The sequence below is a fragment of the Bifidobacterium sp. WK041_4_12 genome (assembly GCF_041080795.1).
Classification (GTDB): domain Bacteria; phylum Actinomycetota; class Actinomycetes; order Actinomycetales; family Bifidobacteriaceae; genus Bombiscardovia; species Bombiscardovia aquikefiricola.
This window is the reverse complement of record NZ_CP129674.1, coordinates 332,519-349,493: the sequence shown is the minus strand read 5'-3', so window position 1 is coordinate 349,493 and position 16,975 is coordinate 332,519. Positions and strand designations below refer to the sequence as shown.

The following is a 16,975-nucleotide window of genomic DNA, read 5'->3' as shown; positions in this document are numbered from 1 at the left end:
AATTGCTTATCTCTGAAGAATGGCCCTGATTGCCTCTGGCGTTGCAGCGTGTCGCAGCTCCTCACTCGCCTGAGGATTTGACAATGCCCGTGCAATTGCGGACATGACTTGCAGATGCTCATTCTCGTCGCGCCCTGCCAATCCAATCACCAATGACACTGGGTCGTTCGCTTCATTGCCAAACGGCACGGCCTTCGATAGGCGCACCCAGCTCAAGCCGGTGTGCAGCACCGCAGCTGACGGTCGCGAATGGGCGAGAGCAAGTCCTGGAGCGATAACGATGTACGGCCCCATTGCTTCCACCGTTGCGATCATGTCATCCGTGTAGGCATTCGTGGTGAATCCCGAATCCACCAAACCCTTGCCCGCCAAGCGGATTGCATCTCTCCAATCCTGCGCCTCTGCATCGATAAGGAAAGCCGAATCCGGCAGGAATTGTTCAAAGTCAGTTGCCATGTTTGCCTCCACTACACACCGTCTAGGTTGGTATTACTCGTTCCTACTACTCATCCGTGCGTTGAGGATAGAACTCTCCGGCAAGAGCACGCGAAGCAAGCTGCTGCGCCTCTTCGAAGGTGTGCTCCGCGAGATTCGCGCGCACATCATCCAGAGCGACCGGTGCCATTGACAATGAGGTCACGCCCAGCCCAACAAGAACCAGTGCAAGACTGGGGTCTGCAGCCGCTTCGCCGCATACGCCAACCGGCATATCGTGTTTCTTGCCGGCATCGGCGATCAACTTGATTGCTCGCAATACCGCTGGATGCCAAGCCGTCTGATACGAACCAACCGATGCCAAGGTTCTATCCGCCGCCAAGGTGTATTGCGTCAGATCATTAGTGCCGATGCTGACGAAATCGGCAACTTGTGCCACTTCGTCGGCCATCAATGCAATCGATGGAATCTCTGCCATCGCACCAACATGTTCGATGCCCCGTGCCCTGCCGAGCTTGACGAAGAAGTCAGCTTCATGCTCATCGGCAACCATCGGTGCCATGACCCACAGATCCGCATCGGTCTGCTCATGTGCACGAGCAAGGGCCTCCAACTGATCGTCAAGCACCTGACGATGAGCCCGCAACGTTCTCAGACCACGCAAGCCGAGCGCAGGATTTGGCTCGTCGTCTGGCGTCAGAAACTCCATGGGTTTATCAGCGCCAGCATCCAACATGCGAATAACGACCTTGCGATGCGGGAAATGCTTCAGCAGCTCGACGTATGCCTTGGTCTGGTCTTCCACAGAGGGTGACTGCGAAGAGGCAATAAACATGAACTCAGTGCGGAATAGCCCGACTCCCTCAGCGCCGTGCTCAAGCGCGGCATCGGCATCTTCAGGCTTTCCTACATTCGCCAGCAAGGCAACAGGGACACCATCCTTTGTTGCGCCCGGCTTGCCTCTGAGCAAACGTGCGCGCTCAGACTGTCGCTTCTGATTTTCCGCCTCTTTCAAGTCATCGGTGTCTGGATCGAGAACAATCACATTCTTTGCGGCATTGAGAATGACTGTATCGCCATCATGCAGAGAGCCTGCCTTCTGCGCTCCAACAATCGCAACGATTCCACGGGAACGCGCAAGAATCGCGGTATGACTGGTCGGGCTTCCCTGAATAGTGATAATCCCAAGGACTTGAGATGAGTCCAAGGAAGCCGTATCTGCTGGTGAGAGATCCTCCGCCAAAAGAATGCTTGGTTCCTTGCTTTCGGGAATGCCTGGCATGGCTGCACCGGTGAGCAGGGCAATGACGCGCTGCCCAACGTCATGAAGGTCCTTCGCCCGTTCTGCCATATACCCGCCAAGCGCCTCCAGCTTTGCTTCAAACTCGCCAAAGCCTTCGAATACAGCGCGCTCTGGCGTTTTACCGGCTTTCAGAACCTTGGAAATCTCATCGATAAGTGCCGGATCTGCAGCCATTTGTGCCAATGCACCAAGAATGTCCGAAATCTCACTGTCCTGTGATGACTGTGATGACTGCGCAGCTTCCTCGGCCCTCTGTTCGAGCTGTGACTTGACATCGTTGAGCGCTGCTTGAATTTTCTGCTCAGCTTCCTCAGCACTTATCTGAGAATCTCTTGCTGTGTCTGCTGGTTCTTTCAGTGCTGGTGCCACACGTAGGATGGGTCCTATTGCGACGCCACGTCCGATTCCTGTGCCTTGTATATTCATGCGCACTCCTTCTTGTGCGAGACCACTTCCCCCGACATTGAGCTTCTGGATAAGCAAGCTGATACCGCGACTCATCAATTCGAAATCACGATACAACGCGGTTTTACAACTGACCCCAATGTGGCTGTAAAACCAACTGACTATTATGGTAATCGATTTCTGAAAAAGTTCAAACTGACGTATCATAGCTCGTGATGTCGCAAGACATGTCACCGAGGCACAACGCCGTTCCATTCAAGGGGGATTCATGCCAACAGCAACACGAACAGTAGAAATAACAGATCCAGTCGGCATTCATGCGCGGCCCGCATCAGCATTTTCTCAGGCTGCGACGAAAAGTGCTTGCACCGTCACGCTTGCGAAACAGCCCGACAATGCACCTGTCGATGCATCCAGCGTATTGATGATTATGAGTCTGGGAATCAAAAAAGGCGACACCGTCGAAATCACCGTCAATGGTGAGGATGCTGAAAACAAAGCCGATAAACTCGTTCAAATTTTGTTGCAGCATTAATACAATCTCACGGTGAACGGGCCTCCGCCCCCTACCATTCCTTATCAGAGTGCAAGGCAGCAAAGGCTGAAGCGAACACAATACAAGAACAGCGAGGTGACATGTCGCAGCATTCGCTTGGCGATGACGTATCAATTGCGAATGTCGCAGCTGTGGCAGGCGTCTCGACAGCCACGGTTTCTCGCGTGCTGTCAGGTCGCCGGCGTAAGGACGATGACCTGAGCAGACGCGTCAGGGCAGCTGCGAAACAGCTGAACTATTCAGTCAACTATGCCGCGAGCGCCTTGCGCAGCGCTAAAACGAACAGTATCGGCCTTATCGTGCCGGAACTGAATAATTCACTGTATTCTTCCCTCACGCAGGCCATTGAACCGGCGGTGAATCATGCGGGCAAACAGCTTATCCTCGGAATCGGATCCACCGCAGCCGAACAGGAACAGCGCATTCGTCTAGTGCTCTCCCATCGGGTGGATGCCCTCATCATCATCCCCGTCGAGACCGAGTTCATCGTGCCTTTTCTTGAAACTGTGGCGAAGCAAATCCCTGTCGTTCAGCTGCTTTCTCAGACCTATTCCAATAAACTCGATTGGGTTGGAATAAGTGAAACCACAGTCATGCAGATCATCGCAGATCATCTCAGCACTGCCGGAGCCAGATCCGTCGCCTATATCGGATCTTCTACGGATGACCTTGATGGCATGACCCTGTTCACTGCGTTCCATATGCAGATGACCGTTTCAGGCCTTTCTACGTATACGGAGTGGATTCATTTCACCCAGGAAAGTGTAGATTCCGGGTACCGAATCATGCAGAAGATTCTATCTGATCACAGCTTCTACCCTGAATCTGTGATCTGTTCCGATGGGTTGACCGCAGTTGGTGTTTACAGGGCGTGTGCAGCAGCAGGACTTAGCGTTCCTGAGGAGATTAAAATTGCAGTCTTACACGATTCCGCGCTGTGCGAGAACGGAACGTTCGAATCTGTTTCATTTACTTCTGTGCAACTGCCATGGGATCGAATCGCAGCAGAGGCGGTGACACTGGTCGCTGCAGAGCAAGAGCGAAAAAGCTGGCTTCCTTCACGAAGAGAATTGGAGCCAGAACTCATTATTAGGAAGTCCACTGTTGTATCCTCATAATTGGACGTCGCGGGCATGATGATTATTGAGATTCCTGCAGCGGAGAGAATGATGGTGCTATTCGAAGGACACTGGTGAAGAAGAGTCTTATTGCATTGGCGTTGGGCGCCTTTGCGCTTGGTGCGGCAGAGTTCGTCATGATGGGCATTCTTCCACAGACTGCCCATGCCCTGAACGTCGGCATTCCAGTTGCCGGAAACTTTATTTCGTCGTATGCGATAGGCGTGTGCGTTGGCACCTTGATATTGGTTTTTGGTCGCAAGGTTTCTCCAAAGCGTTTGATTATCTTCTGCATTGCACTCATCATCGTCGGCAATCTGCTTTCAGCATTATCAACGAGCGCGTCAATGCTGATAGTCTCCCGTTTCATAGCGGGTCTTCCGCATGGAGCTTTCTTTGGAACGGCAACTCTGATAGCAAAATCAGTTGCTGAGCGGGGAAAAGAAGCCAAGGCCGTGTCGATGATGGTCACCGGCCAGACGCTCGCCAATATGCTTGGAGTTCCAGCCGGAAGCTTGCTCGCAGAGCATCTGACTTGGCGAATGACGTTCGCCTCGCTCTGCGCTTGGGCGGTTGTGACCTTGGTGCTGTCTCTCGTGTGGCTGCCTGACATTCCGGCCATCAAAGATGCTGGAATCGGCGGTCAGTTCGCCTTCCTCCGTCGCCGTGCGCCTTGGCTGATTCTGGGTGCGGTATTTTTCGGCAACGCCGGTATCTTCTGCTGGTGGAGCTACGTCTCGCCATGGCTCATGAAGGTCGGTGGCTATGATTCCGCATCAATCCCCACGATGATGATGCTGGCTGGATTCGGCATGGTCATCGGAGGCCTTGTGGGAGGTAACATAGCCGATCATTGGCGCCATGCAGGTACGGCCTCGATAGGGCAGATTCTATCTGCCTTGGGACTCTTGCTGGTGTTTCTCATTCCAGGTACCACGCTCACCACGGCGATCTTGACCTTCTGGGTTTCATTCGGTCTCTTCTTCGTCTCCTCTCCCCAGCAGATTCTCATGGTCGATGCGGGGAAAGGCGGCGGCGAACTGATTGGCGGCGCAGCAGTTCAGGTCGCGTTCAATCTTGGCAATGCGATTGGATCAATCATCGGCGGCATCGCCCTTACTACAACTTCAGGCAACTATCACGCATCAGCGCTGTCTGGCATGCCAATGACCCTTCTGGCAGTTGCTCTGCTTATCATCTATTCCGTACGTCATGAGACCCACACCGGTGCCTTGGAACGGATGAAACTCATTCACCTGCCAAAGGTGGGGTCAAAGCCTTTTAACCGTGGGTAGACCGTGCGTAGACCATGGGTAGGCCGTGGGTAGACACCGTTCAATGTTCGTTTGCTAATACGAAACAGCCATAACGATGTCGCTTCGACTATCGTGGACAGAAATTAAGGATTACATACTTGGCCCGTTCTGGCTAAGTGTAGGGGGAATACATATGCAATCAGGTACAGACGCGCGCGCCGGATCATCACAGAATACAAAACTCCTGGCGACGATAATCGCCATCGCTTTGATGATCATGGGACTATTCGCAGGCGGTACTCAGGTTGCGCAAGCTGCCGAAGGCACCCAGAAGGCCTCGAACACATCGACGGTCACCGAAGCGACGCGCAAGGAAGCTTTGAAGGCCAAGGGCAAGGCGTTCACGATTGCCACCGATACGACCTTTGCACCATTCGAATTCCGAGATGGCGGGAAACTGGTCGGCATCGACATGGACCTGATGAATGCGATAGCCAAGGATCAAGGCTTTACGGTCACCATTCAATCCCTTGGATTCAATGCGGCGTTGCAGGCATTGAGTTCGAATCAGGCCGATGGTGTCATAGCGGGCATGTCCATAACCGACGAGCGCAAGCAGATTTATGACTTCTCTGACCCGTATTTCGAATCAGGAATTCAGATGGCGGTCGCAAAGAATGACAGCACGATCACATCTTATAAGGATCTGAAGGGCAAGACCGTCGTCGTCAAATCCGGCTCAGAGGGCGAAAGCTATGCCAAGTCGGTTGCTCAGAAATATGGCTTCAGCATCAAGTCAGTGGATCAGTCCGCAACCATGTATGAAATGGTGAAGTCAGGAAACGCGTCGGCTGTCTTTGACGACTATCCGGTTCTTGCCTATGGGGTTTCGCAGAACAATGGTCTGAAAACCGTGACGAAGAAAATCCCCGAAGGCTCATATGGCTTCGCCGTCAACAAGGGAAAGCAGCAAGCACTGCTTGCAGCCTTCAACGTCGGCCTGCAGAACCTGAAGGAAAATGGCCGATACGACAAGATTCTCGTGAAATATCTGGGTAGCAGCGCCTCAACAGGCTCCGCGACCATCAAAACCGCTGCACAATCGAGCTTCTGGCAGCTGGTCAAGCATTCATTCCCGGCATTGATGCTTGGTCTGCGCAACACGTTGATCATCACCGCGCTGTCATTCATCGTCGCCATGCTGCTCTCGCTCATCTTTGGGCTCATGCGCGTCTACCCCAATAGAATCGTGCGATTCATCGCGCAGATATATGTTGCAGTGTTCCGCGGCACACCATTGCTGGTCTGGGCATTCTTCTTCTACTTCGGCATTCCGCAGTTGGTCGGACATGCTCTGAGCAATTGGCTGTGGATATCAGGATTGCTCACGCTCTCGCTGAATTCCGGTTCATACCTGACGGAGATTCTGCGTGGCGCGATTCAGTCGGTGAACATCGGCCAGACCGAGGGTGCGCAATCGCTAGGCCTCACATACGGCCAGACCATGCGCGAAATCATTCTTCCTCAGGCGTTCAAGATTGCGATGCCATCGGTCATCAACCAGCTGATCATCATGATCAAGGATTCGTCACTGCTGCTGACCATCGGCTTCGCAGACCTGCTGTATCAGGCGCAACAGCTGTACGCGGCCAACTTCCGCGTCACCGAGACGCTGCTCATGGTTGGCGTGCTGTACTTCGTTGCGATTTCCCTGCTTACCCTCGTGGCAAACTGGGCAGACCGCAAGCTGCACCGCCGTTAGAACACGCTAAAACACACTAGAACCCGCTAGAACAGCGGTATTTCAAGGCAGCGCGCTATCACGCAACACCGGGTGTGAGCTCTCCTGCAATGGGAATGGTCATCCAATTTGCCAGTTCTCTGCCGCGCAACCCTTGCGAAAGCAAGAAAATCGTCTTCGCATAGACCGCTTCGAACGTCATGTCAGCTGAACTGCATGCGCCTGCCCGAGCAATGGCATCGCCGGTTTCATAGCGGCCGAGCAACACCTCAGCCTGCTGGCACTGTGAAGCGACGACCACGGGCACCTGATTGTCGAGCAGTCCCGCAATTGCCCCCGTCAGACCCTCTTCGTCGCTCGGAACATTGCCCACACCATAGGCGCGAATGATGACAGCCTCTGGCTGCGGAGAAGCCATCGCCGCAAAACGGGTGGCGGTGATTCCGGGAACCATGTCGATTACGGCCACATCATGACGCTGATACGGTTTCGGATTTGCCCAGCCCTTGCCGGTGCGGTCGATATCGCGCCAATGCCAGGGAGTGCCCGACTGTGCCACAGGCCCGGTTATCGGTGAATCAAAACCTTCGAAGGCCCATGACGAGGTTTTCGTCACGCGATTGCCTGCAAAGAGATGATGTCCAAAAAACAGGTTGACCCCACGCGCACGGCCGCTCAAGGCGGCATTCAACGCGCCGGTCACATTGGCCGTCGCATCGGATTCGATACGGCCAAGTGGATGCTGCGCGCCTGTGAAGATGACCGGCTTGCCGAATTCCGTCAAGGCATACGACAGCGCTGCCGTGGTATATCCCATCGTGTCCGTGCCATGCAGCACAACGAAGGCATCCGCTGAGTCACGATGCCTGTGCAAATCGTCAATTATCTGCTGCCAGCTCTCTGGGGTTGCATTCGCAGAATCGATAAGCGGGTCAAGCTCGGTGAAGGTGACGTCATCGCTGCGCTCCTCGCTCCCCTCGGAAAGAATGCGAAACAGCCAGCCCCGCATGTCAGCTCCGATGACCAGACCTTCATCGGACTCAATCATGCCGATGGTGCCACCCGTATATGTCACATGAATGCGCATGTGAGTCACTCACCTTTCGTGGATATTCGCCTTGCTGGCTCTCTCGTGCGAGCCGCCTATTTGTTAGAGTCGACTATTTGTTAGAGTCGTCCGATGCCAGAGATGGCGCGGCATCATCGTCCTGCCCAAGATCAATCTCATCAAGCAGGTCGCCGCGAACACGGCCGCGCACGTAATACCATCCGGCAACCATCAGCAGCACGACCACGCAGAACAGCGCAAGCGTCCAGCGCCCAGAGCTGCTGGTCAGATTCGATATGACAACGACCACGAAGAACACCAGTGCCAGATAGTTCGTGTACGGAGCTCCTGGCATATGATATGCAGGTCTGGTCTCCTTGCCTTGCTTCACGCGCCTGAGAAATACCAGATGCGTCACAAGAATCGCCGCCCACGTTCCAGCGATGCCTATGCCTGCAAGGTTCATGATGATTTCGAAGGCTTCATCGGGCAATATGGCATTCAACAGCACACCGAACAGTCCCAAGGCCGAGGTGATCATGATGCCACCTGCAGGGACATGATGCTTGTTCATGACCTGGGCGATCTTCGGGGCAGAACCCGCCACTGCCATGGAACGAAGGGTGCGACCGGTGGCATACAGTCCGGCGTTCAATGATGAAAGCGCCGCAGTCAGCACCACGAGCTGGATGATGCTTCCCGCATACGGAATGCCCAGACCGGAGAAGAAGGTGACGAATGGCGATTCGTTGCTGGAGTAAGCGGTGTAAGGAAGCACGAGCGCCATGAGCACCACCGAACCGACATAGAACACAAAGATGCGAACGATCATCGAGTTGATTGCCTTGGGCAGCACCTTGCGAGGATTCTTCGCCTCGCCCGCTGCAACACCGACCATCTCGGTGCCACCAAAGGCGAACACCACGCCGAGGGTCAGTGCGAATACAATCGGCAATCCTTCTGGGAAGAAGCCGCCATGACTGGTGATGTTGGCGAATCCTGCATGGGAGCCATCAACGGCAGCGCCCGATACGATTGCCCAGATGGCCACCGCCATGAATATGAGAATCGTGGCGACCTTGATGGCCGCGAACCAAAATTCAGCTTCACCGAACAGTTTCACGCTCATGAGATTCATGACGACGACAAGTGCCAGAGCTGCGAGCGCAATGATCCATTGCGGAATGAACTGCAGCGACTTCCAATAATGAACATAGACTGCAACAGCGGTGATGTCTGCCATGATCGTTGTTGACCAGTCAAGGAAGAACAGCCAGCCGGTGATGTAGGCACCTTTTTCTCCGAGGAATTCACGAGCATATGACACAAACGCTCCTGAGGAAGGGCGGCGAATTGCCAGCTCCCCCAAGGCACGGACCATGAGGAATGCAAAGATTCCGCACACCGCATACGCAATGGTCAGTCCAGCGCCACCCTGTGCAAGACGCCCTCCCGCACCGAGAAACAGACCGGTCCCGATGGAGCCGCCGATGGCGATCATCTGGATATGTCTTGGTTTCAGATCCTTTGCGTAATCAGCGTCGCTTCGATCTTCTGTCACGACTTGCTGCTCGGAGCCTTCTTGCGACTCCTTATTGTTGCTGGCCATAATCCCCCAAATCTGTGCCAATAAACACAAATGCAATGATTCCATGCCGTCACGGGCAACAATCATCGCACGTCGAGCAATCGTATACGCACCTCATGAACTGCAAAAACGAGCAGTATCTGTTCATTGTGAACTTGTCAAAGTATCAACGACGAAAATGCTCGATATTGAAGCCAAAACGGCTCAATTTTGGCCGATTTTCATGAATGCTACTTTGACAAGTTCACAATGAACAGATACATCCCCCAAAATATGTCACTGAGCGACTCTAAGGTGTCAAAGAGTTTGAGTCTTGGCGGTCTTTGGCATCGTGGCTGCTTGGACGGAGGGGAAAACATGGCGCAGACACAGCCGACTATCAACAAGGACGGCACACACAGATCGCTGAGCAACCGACATGTTCAGATGATTGCCATCGGTGGAACGATAGGTACCGGACTGTTCCTCGGTGCGGGCACCACAATAAGCCAGACCGGTCCATCGGTGCTCCTGGTCTATCTGATTCTGGGACTCTTCTTCTTCCTCATGATGCGTGGCATAGGCGAAATGCTCTATGCCGACCCTTCACAGCACACCTTCGTTGCGTATATTGGCAAGTATCTCGGTCACAGAATGGGACAGTTCGCTGGATGGACCTATTGGCTGGGACTCGTGTTTCTCTCTATGGCCGAGCTGACCGCCATTGGCAACTACGTGCAATTCTGGCTGCCTAAGGTTCCAGCATGGCTTATCGAACTGTGCGTTCTGGCCGTGCTGGTTCTGCTGAACCTTTCCACTGCAAGGCTGTTTGGCGAAACCGAATTCTGGTTTGCCATGATCAAGATCGTGGCCATCATCGCCCTGATCGCCACAGGCATCTTCATGACCATCAACCACGCATCCACCCCACTGGGCCATGCAGCAGTGTCGAATCTCTTCATTGACCTTCATGCATTCCCCAAGGGTTTCATGGCCTTTGCAGCAGCATTCCCCATGGTGTTCTTCGCATTCCAGGGCATTGAATTCATCAGCATCACGATCGGCGAGGCGAAATCCCCTCGTACGATCATTCGCAAGGCGGTGAACAATACTCTTATCCGCATACTGCTGTTCTATATCTGCTCGCTTGCCGTGATTATGATGATCGTTCCATGGAAGAGCATTCAGCCTGACAGAAGTCCATTCGTTCAGGTGTTTGAACTTGCCGGTCTGCCGGCGGCAGCCGCAGTCATCAATGCCGTGGTGCTCACGGCAGCCGCTTCTGCGCTCAATAGCTCGATATTCTCGGCTGGCAGGCATCTCTACCAGATTGCGACAGAAGCGAAGAGCCATCATGGATTCAATGACTTCCTCGCAAAAATCTCAAGGAACGGCATTCCGGCTCACGGCATCGTCATTTCGGGAATGCTGGTGCTTCTTGCCCCATTTCTCAGCCTGTTTCGAGGAGTGAGCGGCGCGTTCACCATTGTCACCGGAGTTTCCAGTGATCTGTATATCGTGGTGTACATTCTTGCCATGCTCGCTCACCGCAGATATCGCAAATCCGCAGACTTCACGCCCAACGGCTTCCTCATGCCTGCCTATTCGATTACCAGTCCCTTAAGTATTGCATTCTTTGGTCTGATTTTCCTCAGCCTGTTCGTCATGCCGGATGATCGCGCAGGAGCTTTCGGCGCCATTGTCTGGTGCCTGATTTTCTTCGTCTTCTATGCGTTCCAAGCCCGCCATGAACGTCATAACCGCCATTCCCAGGGGATGGAATCCCTGCCCGACAGCAAGCCGACTGACTGACCTTCGTCGGTACCGTGATGCGCACACTACCTACAAATGGCTGTGGTAAACATATGTCGTAACCATAAGAATGCGAGGCAACGAGTTGAACAAGGTAGATTCACCAATCGGCGTCTTCGATTCCGGTGTTGGCGGCATCAGCACGCTCAAGGTTCTTGCAACGATGCTGCCGCACGAGGATTTCGTGTTCTTCGGCGACTCGGGAAACGCGCCTTATGGCGAAAAGCGGCGCGAAGAGGTGCAGCGACTTACAGACAACGCCGTCCAGAAGCTGCTGAAGCACCACATCAAGGGCATGGTCATCGCCTGCAACACTGCAACCAGCGCCGCAAAGCCGATGCTGATTGAGCGTTACCCCGACCTGACGATTGTCGGCATTGAACCCGCACTCAAGGAAGCCGTAGACAACGGTGCCCGGAACATTCTGGTCATGGCAACGCCATTGACCCTTGCCATGCCGAAGTTCCAGAAGCAGCTTCATCTGTTCTCCGGCGAGCGTCACATCGAAACCTTGCCATGCTCAGGTCTTGCTGGCCTCATTGAATGTGGCGCACAACGACTTGACGATGTCAGAGATCTCTTGCGGAGACTGCTGAGCACCACGAGTGGCACTCGCTTCGATGCCGTCGTTCTCGGGTGCACGCATTATCCCTTCGTCAAGAAGCTGATAGCCGATTATATTCCTTCGCAACCACGCTTCTATACGGGCTATGAAGGGCTCACCCGCCATCTCACGCATCTGCTGGGTGACGCAAAGCTGCTGCGAACCAGCAATCCTGACAGACACATCGAATTCCTCAGCAGCTCGGTGAATCCTCACGAAACCGACCTCTACCGTGAGCTGTTCACCTCGTCCTTCGAATCATCCACGCAATTCGGCCGTCCTTACACGTATCTCTCAATTTCTCACGAATAAGCGACCGTTACGGTATCGTGCCACGATTTTCAGTACCTTGGCTGATGTCTGAGCATTGACGACAACGAGAGGACTCGACCAGCCTACATTTGTTGCATATGCAACAAATGTACATATCTGGTATTACCATTACATCTTGCTCATATCCACATGTCCCCCTTGTGGGAGCTTCCCGATTAAGAGAGTGAGGGGAGTTTGCAGACCGAACATACGGCAAATCGCACATTCCATGATGGAGCTGCCAACAGTGAAGGGCCAAGGCGTCCAAGCCTGGCCATCCATTGCCTGCACCACCTCATCTACCGCTACCTCGGTGCCACGTTGCCCGAAGATGCGCGCATCGCCACAGGCTCGAATACGCCAATAATCGTCTATCTTTCCAAGCATCAAGCAGACGACGTGTTCCAGCATGATGTAGAACGCCATTTCTCGATTACCCGCTCGACTGCATCCCGGGTGCTCACACGAATGGAGTCCAAGGGTCTGATCAAGCGTGAGGAGGTTGCGCAGGACAAGCGCTTGCGCAAGATTTCTCTGACCGATGAGTCGTGGAGCATCGTTGAGCAATTGCGCGAGAATGCGTCTCATATGGAAGAGACGATGCTTGCAGGTCTGGACGATGCGCAGGTCGAGCAACTGTTGCAGTCACTGGCAACCATGAGGAAGAACCTGATTGCGACCGGGCTTGTCGGAGCATCTCGAAATCAGAGCCCCCGGGAAAAACCCAGCTTGACGCAGCAAAGAACTGAGGTACGAGACGAGGAAGGGATGAGAGCGAATGACATCAACAGCAACGCGAAATGACAACGACATCGCACAGTCAGAGCACACAGCCGCCCGAGGCGGAGATACGCGTAACCCAATGAGCGCGAAACCGCCAGAGACGAGCAAGCCACACACCTTGCGAGTGCTGCTTTCAAGCTTGCGCGAATTCAAGAAGACAACGCTCTTGGCACCTGGGTTCGTCTTTGTCGAGGGCATTCTCGAAATCATCATCCCCACCATCATGGCAACCCTGATTGACCAGGGCATCACCGACAGGAATGTCAGTGCACTGTGGCATTTCGGCATCATTCTGCTCTGCTGCTCAGCCGTTTCGCTCACCTGTGGGTTCCTGTCGGGAAGATACGCAGCATATTCTGCATCCGGGCTCGCCAGAAATCTTCGTGGCGACATGTTCGACCGAATGCAGTCCTTCAGCTTCACCAACATCGACCGCTTCTCAACCGGATCGATCATCACACGTCTGACAACCGATGTCACCAACATTCAGAACGCCTTTCAGATGATCGTTCGTCTGGGCATGCGTGCACCGGTAATGGTTATCGTGTCGTGGATATTCGCATTCCGCATCAGTCCTTCCATTTCCATGATCTTCCTGATTACGATCCCGATTCTCGGCATCGGTCTTATGGCATTGTCATGGTTCGTCCACCCCATCTTCGAGCGGGTGTTCCGCACCTACGACGTGCTGAACAATGTCGTTGACGAAAATCTTCAGGCGGTTCGCGTCGTGAAATCGTATAATCGTGAGGATTTCGAAGTTCATAAGTTCTCGAAGATCTCACAGCGCATCTTCACCAACTTCGTCAAGGCCGAGAAGGTGCTGAGCTTCAACATGCCACTGATGCAGCTGTGCATGTACGCGACGATGATCGTGATTGCATGGGCAGGTGCCCATCAGATCGTTGCATCTGGCAACAGCGCCTCCCTTGGACTCACGACCGGCGATCTTACGGCACTGGTCACCTATGCCATGCAGATTCTCATGAGCATGATGATGCTTTCGATGATCTTCGTCATGGTCATCATTTCCCGCGCCTCGGCCGAGCGAATCACTCAGCTGCTTGTCGAACAGAGCACGGTCACCAATCCGGCACATCCAATCGAGCAGGTTGCCGATGGTTCCATCCAATTCGATGATGTGACTTTCCGTTACGCCAGCAGCTCCGAGAAACCGGTGTTGAATCACCTCTCGCTTTCGATACCCAGCGGCATGACCGTTGGCATCGTGGGCGGAACCGGCTCATCGAAATCAAGCCTCGTCCAGCTCATTCCACGACTCTACGACGTGACTGGCGGCTCATTGAAGGTCGGTGGCGTAAACGTCAAGGACTACGACCTCGAAGCACTGCGCGATTCGGTGGCGATGGTATTGCAGAAGAATCTGCTGTTCACCGGAACCATCAGAGACAACCTGCGCTGGGGTAACCCGGATGCCACCGACGAAGACATCGTTCATGCATGCACGCTTGCCCAGGCAGACGGCTTCATCCGGGAATTCCCGGAGGGGTATGACACGCACATCGATGAAGGTGGAACGAATGTTTCTGGCGGTCAGCGGCAGCGAATCTGCATCGCAAGGGCTTTGCTCAAGAAACCGCGGATTCTGATTCTCGACGATTCCACGAGCGCCGTGGACACGAATACAGACCGGAAGATCCGTCACGCTTTCCATGAGGAGATTCCAGACACGACCAAGATCATCATCGCTCAGCGCATCGCTTCCGTACAGGAATCAGACCTGATCATCGTGATGCGCGACGGTGAGATTCTCGATCAGGGCACCCATGACCAGTTGCTCGCCAGCAGCGAGGAATACCGCGAAATATATGAATCACAGACTCAGAACAGGGAGGTGGCACAGGCATGAGCAGTGCAGCACAGGCACAGCAGCCAAGCAAGACGCAGAAAGCATCCGAGCGTGGCAATGCATCGCGCTCTCGCAGTGCAGGCACGGGTCGTCGCAACAGTGGTTCGGGTGCGGGTTCGCGCAAGGCAGCGCCAGGCACCACCAAGCGTCTTTTTGGCTATATGTTCAAATACCGCTGGCGCGTCATCACCGTCATTGTCGCAATTCTGATCTCAGCTGCGGCACAGGCTGGTTCAGCACTGTTTCTGCAGACGCTTGTGGACAGGTACATCCTTCCCTTGGTCGGCGCTTCCCACCCGAACTGGGAACCTCTGCTGCAGGCGCTGACACTCATGGGTCTGCTGTACGGGTTGGGAACCTTCAGCACATGGCTCTATAACTGGCTTCTTGTCGGTGTCGAGCAGGGCACGCTGAAAGACATTCGCGACCGCATGTTCGCCCATCAGCAACACCTTCCCGTCGGATATTTCGATTCGCACGAGCATGGCGATGTGATGAGCCGCTATACGAATGACACCGATACCCTTCGTCAGGCGATCAGTCAGTCCCTGCCGCAGATGTTCTCTTCCGTGGTGACTGCTTTTGCATCGCTGATGGCGATGGCGTGGCTTTCGATTCCATTTACCCTCTTCACCATGGTGTTCAGCGTCGTGCTGATTGTCGTCGTACGCATGCTTGTCACGCGCAGCGGCCATTTCTTCATCATTCAGCAAGAGGCTTTGGGCGATGTCAACGGATTCGTTGAGGAATCGGTCAATGGGCAGAAGATTATCAAGGTCTTCAACCATGAGCAGGCCACTGCGAACACCTTCCACAAGAAGAACGCTCGGCTTTTCAGCGCAAGCGCTCAGGCGAACATGTATGGCAACACCACGATGCCAGTCGTCGCAAACATGGGATATCTGCTGTACATTCTTATGGCGATAACCGGCGGAATCACGGCAATTTCAGGTTGGGGCAACTTTGGGCTCACCGGGGCGGGCCCGATGACGCTCGGAACGATCATCGCTCTCCTCACCCTGACACGTTCATATGTGAACCCAATCGGACAGGTTTCGATGCAGTTCAACATGGTGCTGATGGCTTTGGCCGGCGCCTCACGTATCTTCGCTCTGATGGATGAGCCGATAGAGGTCGATGGTGGCAGCGTCACTCTCGTGAATGTGTCCAAAGATGCGAATGGCAACCTTGTCGAATCAGACAAGGCAACCAAGCATTGGGCGTGGAAGCGAACCGCAGACGACGATGGCACGCGATCTCTGGCACAGGCGAATCTCTTGAGTGATGGTGCCGCACAAGTGGCGCGCAAGGCAAAGAAGGTCGCGGTCACGTCAACCGATGGCCGTCTGACTCTGCTTCGCGGCGATGTGCGCTTCACCGATGTGACCTTCGGATATGCCCCCGATACGCCCGTGTTGCATGACATCACATGGTTCGCAGAACCGGGCCAAAAAATCGCGCTCGTGGGTGCAACGGGTGCGGGTAAGACCACGGTCACAAATCTGATCAATCGCTTCTATGACATTCAGCAGGGTCAGATTCTCTATGACGGCATCGATGTGCGCAACATCAAGAAGCCCGATCTGCGTCGTTCCTTGGGCGTCGTGCTCCAAGACGTGAATTTGTTCACCGGCTCAGTCATGGACAACATTCGCTATGGAAGGCTCAACGCCACTGACGAAGAATGCATCGAGGCAGCCAGACTCACCAATGCTGATGGCTTTATTCGTATGCTTCCGGAAGGGTATCAGACCGTTCTTGCGGGCGATGGCAGCGGTCTTTCGCAAGGTCAGCGGCAGCTGATTTCGATTGCCCGAGCAGCCGTTGCAGATCCTCCGACGATGATCCTTGACGAGGCGACATCCTCGATTGACACCAGAACCGAATCAGTGGTTCAGGCTGGCATGGATGCTCTGATGAAGGGTCGAACGGTTTTCGTTATCGCCCACAGGCTCTCAACCGTGCGCAATGCCGATGTGATTATGGTGCTCGACCACGGCAGAATCATCGAGCGCGGCTCTCACGAGGAACTCATTGCTCAACGCGGCGAATACTATCAGCTCTACACCGGAGCCGTTGAACTCGAATAGCGATCTGAGGCGGGTACAGCGTTGATGCAGCGACGTTGAGCAGCAGCAATATTTTGGCCACGCTGATTGCTACTA

14 protein-coding genes are annotated in these 16,975 nt (G+C 54.1%); 10 read left to right on the top strand and 4 right to left on the bottom strand.

Annotated elements, in window-relative coordinates; translation table 11 throughout:
* Positions 1-6 precede the first annotated feature (6 nt).
* Both QN215_RS01505 and ptsP read right to left on the bottom strand, forming a co-directional pair.
* Positions 7-456, bottom strand: coding sequence for a PTS sugar transporter subunit IIA (locus QN215_RS01505; protein ID WP_369344382.1), 450 nt, complete (start codon positions 454-456; stop codon positions 7-9).
* A 46-nt stretch (positions 457-502) separates the two neighbouring features.
* Positions 503-2,164, bottom strand: a complete 1,662-nt coding sequence (ptsP, locus tag QN215_RS01500) for a phosphoenolpyruvate--protein phosphotransferase (protein ID WP_369344381.1) — start codon at positions 2,162-2,164, stop codon at positions 503-505.
* Positions 2,165-2,411: 247 nt separating this feature from the next.
* Here ptsP and QN215_RS01495 point away from each other — a divergent pair, with 247 nt between their 5' ends.
* The 4 genes from QN215_RS01495 to QN215_RS01480 all read left to right on the top strand — a co-directional run bounded on the left by QN215_RS01495 (position 2,412) and on the right by QN215_RS01480 (position 6,835).
* Positions 2,412-2,678, top strand: coding sequence for an HPr family phosphocarrier protein (locus tag QN215_RS01495; RefSeq protein WP_369344380.1), 267 nt, complete (start codon positions 2,412-2,414; stop codon positions 2,676-2,678).
* A gap of 101 nt (positions 2,679-2,779) precedes the next feature.
* The gene (locus QN215_RS01490) at positions 2,780-3,817 is read left to right on the top strand and encodes a LacI family DNA-binding transcriptional regulator (RefSeq protein WP_369344379.1); all 1,038 of its coding nucleotides are present in this window, start codon (positions 2,780-2,782) and stop codon (positions 3,815-3,817) included.
* Positions 3,818-3,891: 74 nt separating this feature from the next.
* Positions 3,892-5,112, top strand: a complete 1,221-nt coding sequence (locus QN215_RS01485; RefSeq protein ID WP_369344378.1) for an MFS transporter — start codon at positions 3,892-3,894, stop codon at positions 5,110-5,112.
* A 154-nt stretch (positions 5,113-5,266) separates the two neighbouring features.
* Positions 5,267-6,835: an amino acid ABC transporter substrate-binding protein/permease gene (locus tag QN215_RS01480; RefSeq protein ID WP_369344377.1), complete on the top strand. Its 1,569-nt coding sequence runs from the start codon at positions 5,267-5,269 to the stop codon at positions 6,833-6,835.
* Between the two features lie 58 nt (positions 6,836-6,893).
* On the opposite strand, the gene QN215_RS01475 is transcribed toward QN215_RS01480, so the two are convergent.
* On the bottom strand, positions 6,894-7,901 hold the full coding sequence (locus QN215_RS01475) for an asparaginase (protein WP_369344376.1): 1,008 nt from the start codon (positions 7,899-7,901) through the stop codon (positions 6,894-6,896).
* A 73-nt stretch (positions 7,902-7,974) separates the two neighbouring features.
* Positions 7,975-9,471 carry an amino acid permease gene (locus QN215_RS01470; RefSeq protein WP_369344375.1) on the bottom strand — a complete coding sequence of 499 codons (1,497 nt, stop codon included), beginning with the start codon at positions 9,469-9,471 and terminating at the stop codon, positions 7,975-7,977.
* A gap of 43 nt (positions 9,472-9,514) precedes the next feature.
* Between QN215_RS01470 and QN215_RS01465 the strand changes: the two genes are divergently transcribed.
* From QN215_RS01465 to QN215_RS01440, 6 genes are all read left to right on the top strand, one after another.
* A complete protein-coding gene (locus QN215_RS01465; RefSeq protein ID WP_369344374.1) occupies positions 9,515-9,703 on the top strand; it encodes a hypothetical protein in 189 nt (62 codons plus the stop codon).
* Positions 9,704-9,807: 104 nt separating this feature from the next.
* Positions 9,808-11,241, top strand: a complete 1,434-nt coding sequence (locus QN215_RS01460; protein WP_369344373.1) for an amino acid permease — start codon at positions 9,808-9,810, stop codon at positions 11,239-11,241.
* An 85-nt stretch (positions 11,242-11,326) separates the two neighbouring features.
* The gene (gene murI, locus QN215_RS01455; protein WP_369344372.1) at positions 11,327-12,157 is read left to right on the top strand and encodes a glutamate racemase; all 831 of its coding nucleotides are present in this window, start codon (positions 11,327-11,329) and stop codon (positions 12,155-12,157) included.
* A gap of 195 nt (positions 12,158-12,352) precedes the next feature.
* Positions 12,353-12,961 carry a MarR family winged helix-turn-helix transcriptional regulator gene (locus QN215_RS01450; protein WP_369344371.1) on the top strand — a complete coding sequence of 203 codons (609 nt, stop codon included), beginning with the start codon at positions 12,353-12,355 and terminating at the stop codon, positions 12,959-12,961.
* 58 nt (positions 12,962-13,019) lie between these two features.
* Positions 13,020-14,810 (top strand): ABC transporter ATP-binding protein, encoded by a 1,791-nt coding sequence (locus QN215_RS01445; protein ID WP_369345021.1) that lies wholly within the window; start codon positions 13,020-13,022, stop codon positions 14,808-14,810.
* Positions 14,811-14,971: 161 nt separating this feature from the next.
* On the top strand, positions 14,972-16,900 hold the full coding sequence (locus QN215_RS01440; RefSeq protein ID WP_369345020.1) for an ABC transporter ATP-binding protein: 1,929 nt from the start codon (positions 14,972-14,974) through the stop codon (positions 16,898-16,900).
* Positions 16,901-16,975: the final 75 nt, after the last annotated feature.